At 60.4% G+C, this 20,798-nt stretch carries 13 protein-coding genes; 9 read left to right on the top strand and 4 right to left on the bottom strand.

Features of this window, described 5'->3' with window-relative positions:
• Positions 1–21: 21 nt before the first annotated feature.
• The 5 genes from BUE92_RS23910 to BUE92_RS23930 all read left to right on the top strand — a co-directional run bounded on the left by BUE92_RS23910 (position 22) and on the right by BUE92_RS23930 (position 7,935).
• Positions 22–3,177: an ATP-binding protein gene (locus tag BUE92_RS23910; protein WP_073526661.1), complete on the top strand. Its 3,156-nt coding sequence runs from the start codon at positions 22–24 to the stop codon at positions 3,175–3,177.
• A 22-nt stretch (positions 3,178–3,199) separates the two neighbouring features.
• A complete protein-coding gene (locus BUE92_RS23915; protein WP_057014763.1) occupies positions 3,200–3,847 on the top strand; it encodes a response regulator in 648 nt (215 codons plus the stop codon).
• 109 nt (positions 3,848–3,956) lie between these two features.
• Entirely contained in the window at positions 3,957–4,547 is a 591-nt protein-coding gene (locus BUE92_RS23920) for a fimbrial protein (protein ID WP_073526663.1), read from the top strand.
• Positions 4,548–4,619: 72 nt separating this feature from the next.
• Positions 4,620–5,369, top strand: coding sequence for a fimbrial biogenesis chaperone (locus tag BUE92_RS23925; RefSeq protein WP_073526665.1), 750 nt, complete (start codon positions 4,620–4,622; stop codon positions 5,367–5,369).
• Positions 5,370–5,454: 85 nt separating this feature from the next.
• Positions 5,455–7,935, top strand: a complete 2,481-nt coding sequence (locus tag BUE92_RS23930; RefSeq protein WP_073526667.1) for a fimbria/pilus outer membrane usher protein — start codon at positions 5,455–5,457, stop codon at positions 7,933–7,935.
• 1,336 nt (positions 7,936–9,271) lie between these two features.
• On the opposite strand, the gene BUE92_RS23935 is transcribed toward BUE92_RS23930, so the two are convergent.
• From BUE92_RS23935 to BUE92_RS23945, 3 genes are all read right to left on the bottom strand, one after another.
• Entirely contained in the window at positions 9,272–12,958 is a 3,687-nt protein-coding gene (locus tag BUE92_RS23935) for a translocation/assembly module TamB domain-containing protein (protein WP_081372213.1), read from the bottom strand.
• Positions 12,958–14,685: an autotransporter assembly complex protein TamA gene (locus BUE92_RS23940; RefSeq protein ID WP_073526670.1), complete on the bottom strand. Its 1,728-nt coding sequence runs from the start codon at positions 14,683–14,685 to the stop codon at positions 12,958–12,960. The genes BUE92_RS23935 and BUE92_RS23940 overlap by 1 nt, the downstream gene beginning before the upstream one ends.
• A gap of 64 nt (positions 14,686–14,749) precedes the next feature.
• Positions 14,750–15,400, bottom strand: coding sequence for a GNAT family N-acetyltransferase (locus tag BUE92_RS23945; RefSeq protein WP_073526672.1), 651 nt, complete (start codon positions 15,398–15,400; stop codon positions 14,750–14,752).
• A 169-nt stretch (positions 15,401–15,569) separates the two neighbouring features.
• Here BUE92_RS23945 and xthA point away from each other — a divergent pair, with 169 nt between their 5' ends.
• Together xthA and BUE92_RS23955 are read left to right on the top strand one after the other, a co-directional pair.
• Positions 15,570–16,382, top strand: a complete 813-nt coding sequence (gene xthA, locus BUE92_RS23950) for an exodeoxyribonuclease III (RefSeq protein WP_057974927.1) — start codon at positions 15,570–15,572, stop codon at positions 16,380–16,382.
• Positions 16,383–16,579: 197 nt separating this feature from the next.
• Positions 16,580–17,911 carry a substrate-binding domain-containing protein gene (locus BUE92_RS23955; protein ID WP_073526675.1) on the top strand — a complete coding sequence of 444 codons (1,332 nt, stop codon included), beginning with the start codon at positions 16,580–16,582 and terminating at the stop codon, positions 17,909–17,911.
• Positions 17,912–18,041: 130 nt separating this feature from the next.
• On the opposite strand, the gene BUE92_RS23960 is transcribed toward BUE92_RS23955, so the two are convergent.
• On the bottom strand, positions 18,042–19,271 hold the full coding sequence (locus BUE92_RS23960) for an acyl-CoA dehydrogenase (protein WP_073526676.1): 1,230 nt from the start codon (positions 19,269–19,271) through the stop codon (positions 18,042–18,044).
• Between the two features lie 151 nt (positions 19,272–19,422).
• Between BUE92_RS23960 and BUE92_RS23965 the strand changes: the two genes are divergently transcribed.
• On the top strand, positions 19,423–20,352 hold the full coding sequence (locus tag BUE92_RS23965; RefSeq protein WP_057974929.1) for a LysR family transcriptional regulator: 930 nt from the start codon (positions 19,423–19,425) through the stop codon (positions 20,350–20,352).
• Between the two features lie 53 nt (positions 20,353–20,405).
• Positions 20,406–20,798 carry a MerR family transcriptional regulator gene (locus BUE92_RS23970; protein WP_003192195.1) on the top strand — a complete coding sequence of 131 codons (393 nt, stop codon included), beginning with the start codon at positions 20,406–20,408 and terminating at the stop codon, positions 20,796–20,798.

A 20,798-nucleotide genomic window follows, 5' to 3' on the forward strand; every position in this document is an offset into this window, starting at 1 on the left:
TCCCGTCCGCCAGGTCGCGTAATGAACCACCCCAATGCGTTCCTGGAGAAACTGACCAGCAGCTCTCTGCGCCTTAACAAGGGCTTGATCGTGCTCGGCGCCCTGGTGCTGGTGTTGCTAGGGGTGAGTTACCTGGGTGTAAACCGCATGGTCGGCGAACAGAGCGACACTACACACTTTCATTTTGCCCGGTTGATGGAAAACATTGGTGAGCAGCAAGTATTTCTCGCCAACCTGTCACAGCAAAGCGCCCAGGGCGAACTGCTACCTGCGTCAATCTCTGTGCCACCCGCCCTCAAGGCGTTGCCCGAGCAAGGGCCGGATGTCTACGAGGGGCGCGAATTCAGCTTTTCCCTGCCCTACAGTGTAAAACTCAACCCCAAGCGCTTGGCTGCCAGCCAACAGGCGAAGGTGTTTGATCTGGCAGCGCACCTGGCCGCGTACTACAGCGCCTTCTGGTCTGCCTCGCACTACCAGTCACCTCAGGTTTTATTGTTCAACGGGCCAGACAACTTCAATATTTCGGTGCCTGCCGCCGGCCATCTGCGTGGTGATGGGCAGGTACAGGGCGGGTTTTTTGCCGACGTGGTACGCCAGGTAGAAGCGCGGCTGCATGCCGACCCTCAGCATCCGCTAGACGGCCAAGTGCACTGGAAAGCCTACAGCGACCCCACGAATATGGCGAGCACCCCGACATTGCTGGCTTATATCCACATTGAACTGGCCCCGGCACGCCTGCATATCCAGGGCGCAAGCCCCCATGTGCTGGTAGCGTCACTGCTCAATCCCTCGCAGGTCAATAACATTGAGCGCTTGATGCGATGGTCGATCTTCGACCACTTCACGCTAATCGCTCCATCCGGCGAAGTGCTGGCTGGAGCCCTGAAACCTGACCAACGATTGCAGGAGGGCATGAACCTCACCCGTGACGGCCTGGTGTTCAAATTGACCAGCCGTGGCGAGCAGCACTGGACGGCGATCTACGTCATTGGCTTCAAAAGTTTCCTGGACTCAGCTTTCTGGCCACTGCTGTGCCTGTTCGCACTGGTACTTGCAGGGCTTGGGGCTGGCCGTGCCTTTAGCCGCTGGTACAAAACCCAGGTGGTGTTGCCCGCCCAACAGGCCCACGCCAGCATCACCGAAAGCGAGGCATTCAGCCGTGCCGTGATTGATACAGCCCCAACGGGCCTGTGTGTAATACGCCGCAGCGACCATCAGGTGTTACTGGAGAATCAACGCGCGCTGGCATGGCAAGGCACCACCCGCCTGATCAGCACCTTGCGCCAGCACTACGACCTCTCCGAAGCCGGCCATGCCGATCTGGAAATTGATGGCCGCCATCTGCATATCGCGTTTATCAACACCCGCTATCAAGGCCAGGACGCCTGGCTCTGCGCTTTCCATGACGTGACCCGACACATCGAAGACGCCGCGGCCCTTGAAGAGGCCCGCCACACCGCCGACTCGGCAAACCGGGCCAAGTCCCGCTTCCTCGCCACCATGAGCCATGAAATCCGTACGCCGCTGTACGGTGTGTTGGGTACCCTCGAACTGCTGGGGCTGACTAACCTCGCCCCCCGTCAACAGAATTACCTGCAAACCATTCAACGCTCATCCGCCACCTTGTTCCAGCTGATCAGCGATGTGCTGGACGTGTCCAAGATCGAAGCCGGGCAAATGACACTGGAACTCCAGGACTTCTGCCCGCTGGAACTGACCGAAGACGTGGTGCGCACCTACAGTGCCTTTGCCCGGGCCAAGGGGTTGCAGCTGTATGCCAGCATCGATGTCACACTGCCGGATCGCCTGCGTGGTGACCCGTTGCGGATTCGCCAGATTCTTAACAACCTGGTGAGCAACGCGATCAAATTCACCGATAACGGCCGTGTCGTACTGCGGGTGCGGGTGTTGGAAAACGCTGATGTGCAATGGCAGGTCAGTGATTCGGGCGTGGGGATTTCCAAGGCGCAGCAACAGCAACTGTTCGATCCGTTTTATCAGGTCAACGATGCGACCAGCCAGGCCGGTGCAGGCCTGGGCCTGGCGATCTGCAAATGGCTGTGTGAGTTGATGCACGGCCAGTTGAACGTGGTCAGCGAGCCCGGCCTGGGCAGCAGTTTCAGTCTGCAACTGGCGCTGGAAACCGTACCGGGCAACCTCGCCGATTGCCCGGCGTTCACACCTGATGCACCGGCTGTGTATGTGCGTGCGCCCGTTCCTGAACAAGCGCAGCATCTTATCGACTGGCTCAATCGCCTGGGCCTCGACTGTCATGCCTTCCGGGCTGAGCCATCTACCGCGCTGCTGGTGGACCTGTCGCCCGCAGCCCAACGCCAGCCGTGGCCCAACCCGCGAATCATGGCCACTGCGGGCGGGCCCAACCCTGCGCAGCTATCGCAGACCGACTGGCTCGTCGATGTCGACGATGTGCGCGCAATTGCCTGGGCGGTTTACCTGGCGCATCACGGCAGCCGCGCTGAAGGCCCGCCAGAAGTACCGGAAAAAAACCGCCGTTTGGACCTCAAGGTACTGGTCGTCGAAGATAACGCAATCAACCTGGCAATCATCAAGGAACAACTGCAAGCCCTGGGCTGCTCGGTGGTCGCCGCCACCAACGGCGAAGAGGCACTGGTGCAGTGGCAGCCGGGCCGCTTCGACCTGGTACTCACCGACGTCAATATGCCGTTGATGAACGGGTATCAGTTGGCCCAAGCCCTGCGCCAGCAGGACAAAACGCTGCCGATCATCGGGATCACCGCCAACGCTCTGCGCGAAGAAGGCGAACGCTGTGCCGCTGTCGGCATGAATGCGTGGCTGGTCAAGCCGCTGAGCCTGGCGATCTTGCGCGCTCAATTGGAAAAACATTGCCAAGTCGCCCTGCCCGCGGTGGTCGAACCGCATGCGTTGTCGCCCACCATGCGCGAGCTGTTTGTCACCACTGTACGCCAGGATGTCCACACCACACTGGCAGCGTTGGCGTGTGCCAATGCCAATGAGGTGGCGCAGCAACTGCACAGCATCGCCGGGGCCCTGGGCTCAGTGCAGCTCAAAGCGATGGCCATTGCGTTTATCGAGCTCGAATGCCGCCTGACCGGCATGGCCGTCACGCCCGCTTTGGATCTGGAAGTGCGCCAGCACCTGGCTCGATTGAATACGTTGCTCGATACCCTTGAATAAATTCACTCTGGAAAATCAACCCATGGATACCCTCAACGTCGTCATTGCCGATGATCACCCCATCGTACTGGTGGGCGTGCGCGAACTGATCGAGCGTGATACACGCTTCAGGGTGGTGGGCGATGCTGTCTGTTCGAATGAACTGGTCGCGCTGCTGGAGTCCACGCCGGTGGACCTGGTGATCACCGACTTCAACATGCCCGGCGATTCGCCCTACGGTGACGGCCTCAAGTTGGTGGAATACCTGACACGGCACTTTCCCGAGGTGCGGATCGTGGTGCTGACGATGATCTCCAACCCCTTGATCCTGACGCGCCTGCAAGAGCTGGGGGTGCTGGCCGTGATCCAGAAACACCAATTGCACGATGAAATTCAGGCCGCGCTCAAGGCCATCGCCCGAGGTAAACCGGTTCACCACAACGTGCTACAGCCGGTATCGGTGATAAACGACGGGGCTGACCTTGACGAACGATTCACCCGATTATCGCCTAAAGAGCACGAGATTCTGCGTTTGTTTATCTCGGGGCAAAGTGTCAACGAGATTGCGCGCGGGCTGAACAGAAGTGCCAAGACCATCAGTACTCAGAAAGTATCTGCGATGCGAAAACTTGAAGTAAACAGTGACCAGGACTTACTGGCTTACTGCATAGAGCGCAACTTGTTCAACTAATAAATTTGCCCGAAACTACTGGAGTTACCTGATTCTAAGGATCGTCTGATTTCCCACTAAGCGCCGGCGCTCTATTGTGTTGCTTCACCCCCCAATAATGGAAAGCAACATGAAATCTTTCTCCCGAGCACTTCTGGCCCTGTCGATTTTCGCCGCCGCAGGCAATGCCTTGGCAGCCGATGCTGTTCCGACCAAAGCCGGCAGCGGCACCATCAACTTCACCGGCACCATTAACAACGATGCCTGCTCCGTTGAAGGCGCCGCCGCCAACAAGACCATTTCGGTGAACATGGGTGAAGTGTCGATCAAGGACATGGGCACCGCCACCGCGCCAAAAGGCAGCGGCACGCTGAGCGCCGAGAACTTCGAGATGAAGATCAACTGCAACGCCGGTACCAAGGTGGCCATGCTCTTCCAACCGACCTCTGGCAAAGGCAGCGGCCTGGTGACTGGTACTGGCGTGCTGAAAGTCATCGACGGCATGGGCGCCGCCAAGAACATCGGTATTGCCTTGCTGGACAGCAATGGCGCCTTGATCGACCTGAGCTCGCCCGCCACCGCGAAAATTGAAAGCAACCTGCAGGACAACAACGCCTCGCTGAAATTCTCGGCCGCCTATGTCACCACCGGCACCGATCCGAAACTGGCCGTGGCCGGTCGTGGCGACGCTACCCTGCCGTTCACCCTGCAATACGAATAACCCGCACGAGCATTACGGGTCCGTGCAGGGCCAATCGGCCCTGTACCTTCATTCATTTGCGCGGTAGTCATCATGTTTTATCGTCAATCATTGTCCTTCTGCGTGGGCCTGCTGGGCCTGCTGGTGGCCAGCCAGGCCACGGCCGGTATCTCGTTGAGCAGCACGCGCCTGGTGTTCGACGGCAAGCACAAGGAAGCCGGTATCACCGTGCGTAACAGCGGTGAAGACGTGCTGATCCAGTCCTGGATCGACGCCGATGGCAGCGATGCCACCTCGGTCCCCTTTGCCGTCACCCCGCCCTTGGTACGGGTGAGCAACGACGAGCAGCAACTGTTGCGGGTGATCTATGAGGGAACGGGTATGCCGGCCGACCGCGAGTCGGTGATGTGGCTCAACGTGCAGGAAATCCCCAAGGCGTCGAAGACCCAGAACACCTTGCAGCTCGCCGTGCGCCAACGCATCAAGGTGTTCTTCCGTCCTGCCGGGCTCAAAGCCGAGGCCTACTTGGCACCCGCGACATTGAAATGGCGCCTGGTTGAGCGTGGCGGCAAAAGTCTGCTGATGGTGAACAACCCTGGCTCGTATCACGTGTCCATTGCCGAAATCACGCTGAAATCGGGTGCCCTCAGCGAACAGCCATTCGACTCGTTGATGATTGCGCCGGGTGAGCAAAAAGAGTTCCCCCTCAAACAGTTTACGTCGAGCCAGACACCAAATTTGTTATTTCGCAGTATTAACGACTACGGTGCTCAGGACAATTATAGCGCGCAACTTTCCTACTCGGCCGCCGTGCAGGCCAGTGCAATAAAAGACACGCCTTAATACGCCCGTTTATTCAGCGGTCGAACTTTCACTGTATTTATCTTCGCTCCGTTAGTTCGTATCGGAGGTGATATAGGGTTCCTGCATGTTTGTATTCAAGTACGATGGATTGGCGCCGCTGTCGGTCGCCCTGATCTTCAGCAGCGCCTGCCTGGCCGACGGCGAAGAACAATTCAATACCTCGTTCCTGCAGGGCGCAGCTTCTGCGGTTGATGTGCAAGCATTGCTCGCCAGTAGCAGTGTGTTGCCCGGCAATTATCGGGTTGACCTTTACGGCAACGACACCCTGGTGGGCCGGCGCGATATCGACTTTCGTCATAACCCGGCCACCGGCAAAACCGAGGCCTGCCTGACCCTTGAAATGGTGCAGCAATTGGGCGTCGATATCGCCAGGCTGCAAGCGGCCGGCAAACTCGTTGGCGATGATCCCAACGCCTGCATCAACCTGCCCGCCTTGATCGACCAGGCCAGCGTGCGCTACGACGTGCCACGCCTGCGCTTGCTGGTCAGCGTGCCACAGAGCGCCATGGAACGTGGCCGCCGTGGGTATGTAGACCCGGCCTTGTGGGACGATGGCGTACCTGCCGCGTTCATCAACTACCAGTTGAGCAGCAGCCGCAACAGCAACCAGGGTGAAACCACGCTCTCCAACAACATCGGCCTGCGCAACGGCATCAACCTGGGCGGCTGGCGATTGCGCAACGAATCGAACTTCAGCAGCAGCACCGGGCGCCCCAATACGTTCAAAAGCAACCGCAGCTACCTGCAACATGACGTGACGGCGTTAAAGGGCCAGTTCAGCGCCGGGGATATTTTCTCCGACGCCGACCTGTTCGACAGCGTGCGCTATCGCGGCTTGAAACTGGCCTCCGACGACGGCATGCGCGCCGACAGCGAGCGCGGCTATGCGCCGATCATTCGCGGTATCGCCCAGTCCAGCGCGACCGTGGAGATTCGTCAGAATAACTACATCCTCTACACCGCCAACGTGCCACCGGGCCCGTTCGAGATCAGTGACATCTACCCCAGCGGCTCCAACGGCGACCTGGAAGTGACGATCATCGAAGCCGATGGCCGCCGCCGGGTCACGGTGCAGGCGTTTTCCAGCCTGCCGATCATGGTGCGTCAGGGCCAGCTCAAATACAGCGTGTCGGCCGGGCAGTACAACAGCAACAGCGATGACCAGAAGTCACCGCAGTTCGTCAGCAGCACCCTGGCCTACGGCATCAGCAGCAACCTGTCCGGGATCATCGGCGCGCAGGCCACGGAGAACTTCCAGGCGATGTCCATCGGCGCCGGCCGCAATACCGCCATTGGTGCGGTGTCCCTGGACGTGACCCATTCGGTCAGTCGCACCTTTGGCCAGGCGGTCACGGGCAATAGCGTGCGGGCCTTGTATGCCAAGACATTTACCGGCACCGACACCAGCTTCACCCTCGCCGCTTATCGCTATTCGACCGAGGGTTACCGCACCCTCAGCGATCACGTCGAGGAACTGAGCCATGAAGGCGAGAAGCGCACCGGCAACTCGAAAACCCGTACCGACCTGACCATCAACCAGAGCCTTGGCCTCAACCAGCAATATGGCAGCATTTATGTGAACGCCAGTGACCAGCGCTACTGGGGGCGTGGGGGATCGCAGAGCCTGTCGGCGGGCTACAGCAACTATTGGGGTGAGGTGAGCTACAACCTTGGCGCGACTTACACCAAGGATGTCGGCAACTATGGACCGGCCAACAACGACACCCTGGTCAACCTGTCGCTGTCCTTCCCATTGGGCTCAAAACCCCGCGCGCCACGGGCCTTTGTCTCCGCCAGCACGCAGAAAGCCAGCGACACCACCCAAGTGGGCATCAACGGCTATCTGTCGGAAGACAGCGACACCTATTACTCGGTGCAAGGCGGTAACAGCAGCACCGGCGGCAGCACCGGCTCGGCCAACCTCAGCACACGCACCTCGGTGATGGATATCAGTGCCGGTTACAGCCAGGGGCGCGGGTATAACTCGCAGAACCTTAACCTGTCAGGTTCCGTGGTGGGGCATGCGGGCGGGATCAATCTGGGGCAAACCGTGGGCGAGACCTTTGCGCTGGCGCAGGTGGAAGGGGTCAAAGGCGCGAAAATCGGCAGCTTTTCCGGCGCCAAGACTGGCAGCAACGGCTTTGCCGTGGTGCCTAACGCGCAGCCTTATCGCGTCAACTGGATCAGCCTGGACACTCGTGACCTGGGCACCGATATCGAGATCGACAACGCCACCCAGCAAGTGGTGCCGCGACGTGGTGCCGTGGTGTTGGCGCGCTATGCCAGCAAGACCGGGCGACGTGTGCAGTTTGCGCTGTTCGATGCCCAGCATCGACCGATCCCGTTTGGTGCGGCGCTGGAAGACAGTGCGGGCAAGCAGATCGCAATTGCCGACCCTAGCGGCAAGGCCCTGGCGTTGGTTGAGTCCGACGCCGGCACCTTGGCGATCACTTGGCAAGACCAGCGATGTGAGGCGCCTTATGCATTGCCGGAGCGCAACAAGGCGTTGAACTATGAGCGGATGGAGTTGAGTTGCCGTCCTTAGAGGGGCAGCTATTTAACTGATGCATAAAGAACAAAATGTGGGAGCTGGCTTGCCTGCGAATGCGGTGGTTCAGTTACAGATTCAATGACTGACACACCGCCTTCGCGGGCAAGCCCTAATGCCAGTCAGTTAAGCGGTCATCGCCTTCTGTAGGAGCGAGCTTGCTCGCGAAAAACGCCAACGATAACGCGTGATTGCTGAATGAACGCGGCGCCTGTGGGCTTTTCGCGAGCAAGCTCGCTCCTACAAAAAAACCTTAACTGACTGGCATTAGGGCAAGCCCGCACACAGGGATCTGTGCCCGGCGCTGATTCTGTGGGTATTCCACAACCAGTGTGGGAGCTGGCTTGCCTGCGAATGCGGTGGTTCAGTTACAGATTCAATGACTGACACACCGCCTTCGCGGGCAAACCCTAATGCCAGTCAGTTAAGCGGTCATCGCCTTCTGTAGGAGCGAGCTTGCTCGCGAAAAACGCCAACGATAACGCGTGTTTGCTGAATGAACGCGGCGCCTGTGGGCTTTTCGCGAGCAAGCTCGCTCCTACAAAAAAACCTTAACTGACTGGCATTAGGGCAAGCCCGCACACAGGGATCTGTGCCCGGCGCTGATTCTGTGGGTATTCCACAACCAGTGTGGGAGCTGGCTTGCCTGCGAATGCGGTGGTTCAGTTACAGATTCAATGACTGACACACCGCCTTCGCGGGCAAACCCTAATGCCAGTCAGTTAAGCGGTCATCGCCTTCTGTAGGAGCGAGCTTGCTCGCGAAAAACGCCAACGATAACGCGTGATTGCTGAATGAACGCGGCGCCTGTGGGCTTTTCGCGAGCAAGCTCGCTCCTATAAAAAAACCTTAACTGACTGGCATTAGGGCAAGCCCGCACACAGGGATCTGTGCCCGGCGCTGATTCTGTGGGTATTCCATAACCAGTGTGGGAGCTGGCTTGCCTGCGAACGCGGTGGTTCAGGTACAGATTCAATGACTGACACGCCGCCTTCGCGGGCAAGCCCTAATGCCGGTCAGTTAAGCGGTCATCGCCTTCTGTAGGAGCGAGCTTGCTCGCGAAAAACGCCAACGATAACGCGTGATTGCTGAATGAACGCGGCGCCTGTGGGCTTTTCGCGAGCAAGCTCGCTCCTACAAAAAAACCTTAACTGACTGGCATTAGGGCAAGCCCGCACACAGGGATCTGTGCCCGGCGCTGATTCTGTGGGTATTCCACAACCAGTGTGGGAGCTGGCTTGCCTGCGAATGCGGTGGTTCAGTTACAGATTCAATGACTGACACGCCGCCTTCGCGGGCAATCCCCCTCCCACATTTTTTTACAGCGTACCGGTCAGAAATCGCGCTTGTAGAAGATATCCAGGGAGCTGGCCACACCCGTCGCTACTTCCAGATACACCTTCTTGCTCAGCAAATAACGCAAGGCGATGGTGTTAGCCGGTTCGAACACCCCTACCCCATAACGCAGGCTGAGCTTCTCGTTGATCTTGCCGCTTGCAACCACCGCCGTACTGTTGCCAGTACCTTGGGTGTCGAGATCAAAATCCTGAATCCCCAGCTTGTTGGCAATATCCGAGGTCACGCCGGCACTGCCCATCAAGCCCAGGCCCAGGGCGGCTTCGGCGAGCATGTTGTTGTCTTCGCCGGTGTTGGTGCGCGAACGGCCCAGTACCAGGTACGACAGCGCATCTTCCTGGGCCATGGCCGGCTCGGAAAAGATCTGGGTGGTGGGTTGTTCGGCGCTGCCGCTCAGGCGAATACCGGCGGTCACGGTGCGGGACGATTCGACCACCACACGCACGGCTTCGATGTCCAGGAAGGGTTGGTCCAGCGGCCCGGCAAACAACAGCCGTGCGCGGCGCACGTTGAGGCGTTGGCCGTAGGCGCGGTAGCGACCGTCGTTGAGCCACAGCTCGCCACGGGTGTCCATGTTGTCGCCAATGTGCACATGGCCCTGCACTTTGGCGGTCAGGCCGAAGCCGGCGAAGTTGAGCTGGTCTTCACCCACCTCCACGTCGATATCCATCGCCATGGCCATCGGCGGTTTGCCCTCTTCGGTCTGGCTGCCAATGATCACCGTGTCATCGGAGACCTTGACGGTGGACGGCGGCAACTCGCGCACGGTGATGTCGCCACGGGGGATATGGACCTTGCCGGCAATCGCCAGTTTGTCGTCCTTGAGGCTGATCTTCAGGTCGGGCGCCACTTCCAGCTTGGCGTAGGGTTCTACGGTGACCGGCAGTTGCGAGCCCTTGAGGCTGAGGTCGACCACCAGGGCGCGGCCCCAGTCGATCTGGCCATTGAGGCTGCCCTGCCCGGCCTTGCCGCTGCGCCAGCCGCCGTTGAGCTGCACGCTTTCGCCAGCGATCTGCGCCTGCAGGTTAAGCCCCTCGAGGCTGATGGGCAGTTCCGGCCCGGAGACTTCGCCGCCCACCAGGTTCAGGTTGCCGTTGACCAAAGGCGCAAGCAAACCGCCGGAGATGCGACCATTGCCGTTGAGTTTGCCGTTGAGCGTTTCCACCATCGGCACAAAGGGCCGCGCTACGGCGAGGTCCAGGCCGGTGAGGCTGAAGGTGCCGGTGATCGGTTTGTTGTTCGGCAGCGGGTTGATCTGCGCCTGTAGCAACAACTCGCCGAGTTTGCCGCCACGGAAATTCAATTGGGTGTCGATGCGCTTGGGGTTGAGGGTGGTTTCCAGCTTCAGGGTGTCGTAGGGGAAATCCAGCCACTGGCCTTTGTCGCGCACGCGCAGGGTGCCGCCACTGGCGTCCACCGCGACCACACCTTTTGGGCCGCTCTGGGGGAGGTCCAGTTGCACATCGGCGTTGAGCTTGCCCTGCCAGGCGAAGTCTTTGGGCAGGAAGGCCGTGAGGCTGTCGAGGGGGAATTGCTTGAGGTGGTAACGCAACTTCGGCTCGGGCATCAGGCGCTGGTCTTCGCCACACAGGCTGGCGCCGCCGGAGACCCAGCAGTGTGCGCCGAAGGTCAGCTTGCCATCGGCCAGGCGTTCGATCTTCGCCGGGGCTTGCAGCCGCCAATCCTGACCACCGGCTTGCACGTCGCCACTGGCCAGGCGCCCGCGCCAGTTGTCTTTGTCGAGGTTGCCGTCCAGGGCCAGGGCCAGTTTGACCAGCGGGCCCGCCAGGTTCAGTTGGACTTTCTGGCTCTTGATGTCGCCCTGGGCGCTGGTGGTGAGGTTGCCGACTTGCGTCTCGCCGCTTTGAATGCCGTTGGCCTTGAGGTCGAGCTTGGCGCGCTGGGCGCTATCGAGGTTGGCGTCCAGGTTGAGGGTTTGCAGACGGTTGTCGGCAAAGGCCAGTTGCTGACCCTTGAGGTCGAGCTTGCCTTGAGGGGCTTTCAAGGTGCCGGCCACCTCGACACGCCCGTTGACTTGCCCACGCAGTTGCGGCCAGAGCTGGGCCAGGCGCGCCAGCTTGATGTCGATCTGCCCGGCCAGACGCTGTTGCAGGCTGCCGCTGCCGTTGATGCGGTTATCGCCCAGGCGAATGTCCAGGTTGGCGAGGGTCCATTGTTCGCCGGCGCCCTCGGCCTTGGCCGCGAGCACGGCGGTTTGGCCGCGCAGGCGGCCTTTGAGGTCCAGGTCGGCGTTGAGCTTGAGCTGTTCGTTCTTGAACTCGCCTTTGCTGCGCAGCGGCCCTGCCAGGGTGCCGGGCAACTCTGCGACCCAGTAGGCCGGGTTCAGCGCCGACAGATCCAGCGCGGTGTCCCAGGCAATACCGTCGGCAAATTGCAGGTTAAGGTGGCCTTCGGCCTTGCCTTGGCCGGCGCTAAGCTTCAGCTCGGGGAGGAAGACTTGCTTGAGGTCGCCACTGAAGGGCGTGACCACATTGAACTTGCCCGCCGGGCCGTCGAGGTCGGCCTTGAGATTGCCCAGGTAGTTGCCGTCTTTATAGGAGATTTCACCGTTGAAGGTGCGCAGGGCCACTTGCGGTTCGTCGATGACCGGATAGAGGCGATGCCAGGGGAAGTCCAGCCAGTCGATCTTGGCGTCCGCACTGAAACCTTGTTGCCAGTCCAGGTTGGCACTGAGCTTGAGGCTTTGCTTGTCACCGGCATTCAGGTCCAGCCCGGCGATCTGTGCGCCCTTGGCGTCGACCTTGCCTTGCAGGAGTAAATCCATCGGGCCTTTTTCCGCTGGCAGCACGGCCTTGCCCAGCAACTGGTAGCCATCTTTCAGGTTGCCCTTGGCGCTCAGGTCCAGTTGATTGAGTTGCAGGGTATCGGGCAGGTCTGCGCTGGGTTTGAACGACTCGGAGGTGATGTGCACCTGCGCCGGCAGGTTTTCCACCAGGGGTTGCAGCTCGCCAGTGAGCTTGGCCGGCAGGTAGCCGCTGCTGTCGGCGTCGAGCTTGAGGGTCTTGAGCAGGTCGCCATCGAGCTTGAGGGCGATGGTCCAGGGCGCGCCGCCCGGCGCATAGGGCAAGCTCAGGTTACCGGTGGCATTCAGCGGCCAGTCGCCGGTAGGTTGCAGCAGGCCGGCGAGGTCCAACACCAGATCGTCGCGCTGTAGATGCACCGAGTCGATCTGCATACCGGCGGCAGTCCAGTGCGCCGCCAGTTGCAGGCCCTTGAGTTCTTCATTGCCGTTGAACAGCAGGCTGCCGATGCGAACATCGCCCAACTGGATTGCCACCGGCAGCTTCAGTTCGGGCAGCTGGATCGGCCCGCTGCTGCTTTCTTCGGTACTGGGCGCAAATTCCAGGCTGACCTGCTCCACATCCAACTGATCGATGCACAAGGTCATGCGCAACAGGCAGCCAGGCGACCAGTCAAACTTCGGCGCATTCAACTCGACGCGGCTGCCGTCCTGCTGCCACAGCAAATGATCGGCACTCCACTGCCCGCCCAGGCGCCCGTGAAAATTCTCCACGCTCAAACCTGGCACCTGGCCCAAGACCCAGCGACTGCCCGCCTGGGTGCCGAGCACCGACCACAGCGCCAGTAACAGCAAGGCGAGGATGGCGACCAGCGCCAGCCCCGCTATTTTCAAACCACGCATCACAGCTCAGGCCCCATGGAAAAGTGCAAGCGAATGCCGCCCGGATCTTCGAGGGCATGGGCCAGGTCGAGGCGAATCGGCCCCACCGGCGATACCCAGCGCACGCCGACGCCCACACCGGTTTTCAGGCTCGGCAGGTCGAGATTGTTGAAGGAGTTGCCCTGGTCGATAAAAGTCGCGATACGCCATTTGTCGGTGATGGAATATTGATACTCGGCGCTCAAGGCCACCATGTAGCGGCCGCCGATGCGGTCGCCGCGATCGTTCTCGGGCGACAGCGTCTGGTACTCGTAGCCGCGCACGCTCTGATCACCACCGGCGAAGAAGCGCAATGAAGGAGGCACGGACTTGTAGCCGTTGGTGGCACTGCCGCCAAATTGCGCACGGCCCAGGAAGCGGTGGTTATCCCACAAGGTGGTCAGGCCCTTGATGGTCGCTGTGCCGTAAAGCAGATTGGTGTCGGACCCAAGGCCCTCCTTGGCGACCTTGGTGTCGAACATCAGGCGGTAACCATGGTGCGGGTCGATACGGTTGTCACTGCGCAGGTAGGAATAACTCACGCCTGGCATCAGCAGGTTACTCAGGCCCGAATCATTGCCCAGGCGGTATTCTTCGCGCTGGTACTTGAGGGAGATCACCCGCGTCCAGCCACTGGGCAGCTTGCTGTGCCATTCGGGGCCGAGGGTGAGCAACTTGCTCAGGGTGTCGGTGTTGGCGATCTCTTCATTCTGATAACCGCCGGCAAAGCGCAACTTGTCGGTGAGCGGCGGATCGAGCGGGATGTCGTACCACAGGCCGACGTTCTGCCGTGGCGCCGACAGTTCGGCTTCCCAGCCATAACTGTGGCCCTGGGGGTTGACCCAATGGCGCGTCCAGTTGGCTTTGCCCCGTGGGCCGACGTCAGTGGAATAACCCAGGCCCAGGCCCATGGTGCGCGGCTTGCGGGTGTCCAGTTGCACCGCGACCGGGATCACGTCATCGGTGGCGGCGGTGGGGCTGGCATCCACGCGCACGCCTTCAAAGAAGCCGCTGGCTTGCAGGTTCTGGTTGAGTTCGGCGACCAGCTCGGAGTCATAGGGCGTGCCGGGCTTGAACGGCACCATGCGCTGCAACAGCTCTTCATCAAAGGGCGTGTCGCCGCTGAAGCTGACTTTACCCATGCTGTAGCGTGGGCCGCTGTCGTAAATGAGTTCGATGTCGGCCACGCCCGCTTGAGGGTCCACGGCAAGTTTCTGGCTGGTGAAGCGCCCGCTGAAAAACCCGTAGCGCGAGGCCTGGTTCTGGATCAGGCGCTTGGCGTCTTCGTAATGGCCGTGGTTGAGCACGACGCCGGGCTTGAGGTCGTCGCTGGCGGGCACGCGAAACGCCTTGAGGCTCGCGGCCGGGCCATCGACCCGCAGGGTCACGTTGCGCAGATGCACCGGTTCGCCGGGGTCGATGGTGAGAGTCAGGCGCGGGTTCTTGCCGCCCTTCACATCGCTGGCGATCTGTGGCTGATAGTAGCCCAGGGCCTGCGCGGCTTTACGCGCCTGCTCCTCGGCGCCACGGCTGAACCGCAGCAAGGCTTCTTCGTCACGATCGCCCACCCCGCCGATATAGCCTTCGATGTTGGCTTTCAGCGCGTCGTTCGAGGGTTTGATCCGCACGTCCAGTTCGCTTTGCGCCAATGCGCCGCAGCTTGTGAACAGCAGAATCAAGCCGCTGGTAAATCTTCCTGGAAACTTCATAGGCGCGGATGCTACACGAGCGAGAGAGGAACTATGAACCCAGATTCTTCTGAATAATTCTGTCTCAAGCCGTTGCAGGATGTAACGCCTGGGGGTTGGGATGGAAAAACACATGTTCGCGCACCGGCCCTACGGCGACTTCGCCGATTTCCTCATAGCCTTGGCGCTTGTAGAAATCCAGGTAGCGGGAGTTGCCGGTGTCGAGCACCACGCCGGATGAATGCGGGTCGTCGGCACACCAATTGTGGACCGCTTCGAGCAACTGCTCACCATGATGCCTACCCTGGAACTGCGGGTGGATGCCCAGCAGCGGCAGCACATGCACAGACTCGTTGGGCAGGCACGCCATGACGGCCTGATGGTATTCCAGGTAACGTCGCGTGCCGCGCACGCCGGTGCTCAGCCACATGCGAATTTGCCAGGCCCAGCTTTCGGTAATGCCCAGGCGCCGCTGGGGCGGTGCAATCAGGGCGATGCCGATCAGTCGATCGTTGACGAACAGGCCGATGGCCGGGAGTTTCTGGAAAAAATGCTGCTTGACCAGTTCGCGCACAGTGGCACGTACTCGCTGCTCATAGCCCGACCGCTCGGCTTCGAAGATGTAGGCGAAGGTCGGCTCATGGCGATACGCCTGGTACAGCAGGGATCGCGCTTCGCGGGAGTAACCGCTATTGAGCAGGCGGATTTCGGCAGTGGCCGTCGAAGTGTCTGGCATAACAGTCAATCTCCCTGGGCGCCACTCAAACATGGCGTTCTTATGGGTACGAACCTGCACAGCTTGAGTCGTTCCCAGACATTAGCAGCGCATTCATCCTACCGCCACGCTGGCCCCCATCCGACTTGTCGGCTAGCATCGCCCTTTTGCCAGACTTGGACTGCCGACCATGAAAATCGTCTCCTTCAATATCAACGGGCTGCGTGCTCGCCCTCATCAGTTGGCGGCGCTGATTGAAAAGCATCAACCGGACGTGATCGGTTTGCAGGAAACCAAGGTCCACGATGATCAGTTCCCGTTGGCCGAAGTGCAGGCCCTGGGTTATCACGTGTACTACCACGGGCAGAAAGGCCACTACGGCGTGGCCCTGCTCTCGCGCAAAGAAGCACTGAGCGTGCACAAAGGCTTTGCCAGCGATGAAGAGGACGCCCAGCGCCGGTTTATCTGGGGCACCTTCGCCGATGAAAACGGCCACCCGGTGACCATCATGAACGGCTATTTCCCCCAGGGCGAAAGCCGCGACCACCCAACCAAGTTCCCGGCCAAGCAGCGCTTCTATGAAGACTTGCAGCAATTGCTGGAAAGCCAGTTCAGCAATGACCAGGCGCTGGTGGTGATGGGCGACGTGAACATTTCCCCGGAGGACTGCGACATCGGCATCGGCGCCGACAATGCCAAGCGCTGGCTGAAAACCGGCAAGTGCAGCTTCCTGCCGGAAGAACGCGAGTGGATGGCACGCTTGAAGAACTGGGGCCTGGTGGACAGCTTCCGCCACCTCAACCCGGATGTGACCGACCGCTTCAGCTGGTTCGATTACCGCAGCCGGGGGTTTGAGGACGAGCCCAAGCGTGGACTGCGCATTGATGTGATCATGGCGTCCACCGGGTTGGTGCCACGGGTCAAGGATGCGGGGGTGGATTATGATTTGCGTGGACTGGAGAAGCCGTCGGACCATGCGCCGATCTGGCTGGAACTGAGCTGACCTCAATAGATTGTAGGAGCGAGCTTGCTCGCGAAAAACTCACAGACGCCGCGCTCATTCAGGTAACACGCGTTATCGTTGACGGTTTTCGCGAGCAAGCTCGCTCCTACAGTTTGCATGGCGATGTGTCGGTCATATGGCTGCAATCCAACTGACTTAATCTCGCGGCACTCCCTTTGGCTTAAGAAGGTGCCGGCATGATGCTGCGCGTTCTGTTCCTCTGTAGTGCAATCGCCCTCCCCGCCGTGGCAGCCCCTCTGCCCATTCCCGACCAAGGCCCGGCCCTGCGCATCCAGGGCTCCAACACCATCGGCGCGGCACTCGGCCCGGCGCTGGTCAAAGGCTTGATGGCGCATCAGGGCTTGCAGGGTGTGCATGCTGAACCGGGTGCCGGAGCGAATGAACAGCGCGTGGTTGGCAAGACACGCCAAGGCAAGACGGTCACCATCGAGGTCGCGGCCCACGGTTCCAGCACCGGCTTTGCGGCGCTGAAAAACAACCGCGCCGACCTCGCCGCAGCGTCCCGCCCGATCAAAGACAGCGAGCTGGTGGACCTCGATCTCCTGGGTGACTTGAAAAGCCCAGGCGCCGAGCATGTGATCGCCATTGATGGCCTGGCAATCATCGTTAACCCGCGCAACCCGCTCAATAGCCTCAACACCGAGCAATTGGCGCAGATCTTCAACGGCGAGGTCAGCACCTGGGAGGCAGTGGGGGGTACAGGCGGGCCCATTCATTTATATGCCCGGGATGATCAATCCGGCACCTTCGACACCTTCCGGGAACTGGTGCTGAACCGCCGCGGCCAACCGCTTGCGCCGTCGACAAAGCGCTTTGAATCCAGCGAACAGCTTTCCGATGCGGTGAGCGAGGATCCCCAGGGCATCGGTTTTATCGGCCTGCCCTCTGTGCGCCAGGCCAAGACGCTGGCGATTGTCGACGGCGACTCGCAACCGATGTTGCCGCTGACTAGCCTGATCGCCACCGAAGACTACCCGCTGTCACGCCGGCTGTTCTTTTACTTGCCGCCCTCTTCCCGCAACCCATGGGCCAAGGCGTTGGTGGAGTTTACCCAAGGCAGCAAGGGCCAGGCGATTGTGGCTGCCAATGGCTTTATCGCCCAGCAGGTGCAAGCGATCAGTGTGGCGCCGCGCCCGTCGATGCCCGACGACTACCAGGCCATCGCCCGAGACGCTCAGCGCCTGACGGTGAATTTTCGCTTCGACGAGGGCAGCGCCAGCCTCGACAACAAGGCGCGCCAAGATGTGCAGCGGGTGGTCGCCTATATCAGAAGCCACGGCAAGCTGAATAAACAGGTGACGCTGGTGGGATTTGGCGACACCAAGAATGATCCGCAACGTGCGGCATTGTTGTCGAAGTTGCGGGCGATGGCAGTGCGCCGGGAACTGGTGAAAAGCGGCGTGGTGCTCAAGGAAATTCGCGGGTTTGGCGCGCAGATGCCGGTGGCGGCGAATACCGCAGATGAGGGGCGGATCAAGAATCGCCGGGTGGAGGTTTGGGTGTACTGAGGCTTGAGTTTTGAGTTGTTGATACTGGCCTCTTCGCGAGCAAGCCCGCTCCCACACTCGACCGATTTCCAGCTTGAGGATGCGGTCCAGTGTGGGAGCGGGCTTGCTCGCGAATACAGGCGACGCGGTATTACTGCCCGCCGCGCATCAACTCCCGAGGCACATACTTGCCTATCTCGAACTTGCCGATTGCCGCACGGTGCACTTCGTCCGGGCCGTCGGCCAGGCGCAGGGTGCGTTGCATGGCGTACATATAGGCCAGCGGGAAGTCGTTGGACACCCCGGCGCCGCCGTGCAGCTGGATCGCGCGGTCGATGACCTTCAAGGCCACATTCGGCGCCACCACCTTGATCTGGGCGATTTCGCTTCTCGCCACTTTATTGCCCACGGTGTCCATCATGTACGCCGCTTTCAAGGTCAGCAGGCGGGCCATGTCAATTTCCATGCGTGAGTCGGCGATCTTGTCGATATTGCCGCCCAACCGCGCCAAAGGCTTGCCGAAGGCAGTGCGGCTGACCGAGCGCTTGCACATCAACTCCAATGCACGTTCGGCCATGCCGATCGAACGCATGCAATGGTGGATACGGCCTGGGCCAAGGCGCCCCTGGGCGATCTCGAAGCCACGGCCTTCGCCCAGCAACACGTTTTCATAAGGCACACGCACATTGTCGAACAGCACTTCGGCATGGCCGTGGGGCGCATCGTCGTAACCGAATACCGGGAGCGGGCGCAGGATTTTCACGCCTGGGGTATCGACCGGCACCAGGATCATCGAGTGCTGCTGGTGACGCGGCGCATCGGGGTTGCTCAGGCCCATGAAGATCAGGATCTTGCAGCGCGGGTCGCAGGCGCCGGAGGTCCACCACTTCTTGCCGTTGATCACCCACTCGTCGCCCTGGCGTTCAGCGCGGGCGGCCATGTTGGTGGCGTCCGAGGACGCCACATCCGGTTCGGTCATGGCAAAGGCCGAGCGAATCTCGCCACGCAGCAAGGGTTCGAGCCAGCGCTGTTTCTGTTCTTCGTTGGCATAGCGCACCAGCACTTCCATATTGCCGGTGTCGGGAGCGGAGCAGTTGAATGGCTCCGGGCCGAGCAACGAGCGGCCCATGATTTCCGCCAAGGGTGCGTATTCAAGGTTGCTCAGGCCAGCGCCCAGTTCGGATTCCGGCAGGAACAGGTTCCACAGGCCCTCGGCCTTCGCCTTGGCCTTGAGTTCTTCCATGATCGCCGTGGGCTGCCAGCGATCACCTTCGCTGACTTGGCGTTCGAACACCGGTTCGGCCGGGTAGACATAAGCGTCCATGAACGCAGTGACGCGTTCACGCAGTTCCTGAACCTTGGGCGAATAGGCGAAATCCATGAGCAGCTCCCTTCTCTGAGAGGTTGTTTAGGTCATGCATTCGATGCTAGAACAGCGTTGATAATTTACCTAGCCTATTCTCGCCATGTATTAACATTCATCACCGATATATGATCGGCGTATGAGCACCTCACAATAAGAGCGCAACGAAATGAATCTGAGCAAGGTCGATCTCAACCTCTTCATCGTCTTCGATGCGATTTACACCGAGGCCAACCTGACCCGCGCCGGGCAGATCGTCGGCATCACCCAGCCGGCGGTGTCCAACGCCCTGGCACGGTTGCGCGAGACCTTCAACGACCCGCTGTTCGTGCGCACCGCCCAAGGCATGGTGCCTACGCCTATGGCGCAGAACATCATCGGCCCGGTGCGCAATGCGTTGTCGTTGCTGCGCGTGTCGGTGCAGGAAAGCCGCATCTTCAACCCGCAGCAGGCGGCCAAGACTTACCGCATCAGCATGACCGACCTGACCGAGGCCGTGATCCTGCCGCTGCTGTTCCAGCGCCTGCGTCGCCTGGCGCCGACGGTGGTGATCGAGAGTTTCCTGTCCAAACGCCGCGAAACCACTAAGGAACTGGCGGCCGGGCGCCTGGATTTTGCCGTGGATGCGCCGCTCAACACCGACCCGCAGGTGCGTCACGTCAAGCTGATGGAAGACCGCTACGTGTGCGCCATGCGCAAGGGCCACCCGATGGCGGGCAAGGACAAATTCACCCTGGATGATTACCTGTCACTGACCCATATCCATATCTCCAGCCGTCGCAACGGTTTGGGCTATGTGGACCTGGCCCTGGGCAAGATGGGCATCCAGCGCAAGATCGCCCTGCGTTCCCAGCATTACCTGATGGCCTCCCAGGTGCTGCAACAGACTGACATGGTGATGACCGTGCCCGAGCGTTTCGCTCGCCGTCATGAGCTGCACTGGTTCCATCTGCCGGTCAACAACGTGCCGCCGGTGGAAACCCATTTGTACTGGCACGAAAGCACCGACCAGGACCCGGCGAACCGCTGGATGCGTGAACAAATGATCGAGTTGTGCCAGCAGGTGACGGCCCAGGAAAAGAAAGTCCTGCAGCCTTGACGTTTACGTCAACCTGCAATTAGCTTAGCGCCAAGACTTCCTTGAGCATCGCCATGAGCACCACCTACAGCATCTCCGACCTCGCCCGCGAGCTCGACATCACCACCCGCGCCATTCGTTTCTATGAAGAACAAGGCCTGCTGGCCCCCGAACGTCGGGGCCAGGAGCGCATTTACTCGGCGCGGGACAAGGTCAGCCTCAAGCTGATCCTGCGCGGCAAACGCATCGGCTTCTCCCTGGCCGAGTGCCGCGAACTGATCGAACTCTACGACCCCACCGGCGGCAACCAGATCCAACTCAACAGCATGCTGGCCAAGATCGCCGAACGCCGTGAACAGCTGGAACAGCAACTGCTGGATATCGAACAGATGAAGCTGGAACTGGACACCGCTGAAGAGCGTTGCACCCAGGCGCTGGCGCAGACCATCAGCCAAGCCGGCCATTGA

Source organism: Pseudomonas fluorescens (assembly GCF_001902145.1).
GTDB classification, from domain to species: domain Bacteria; phylum Pseudomonadota; class Gammaproteobacteria; order Pseudomonadales; family Pseudomonadaceae; genus Aquipseudomonas; species Aquipseudomonas fluorescens_BV.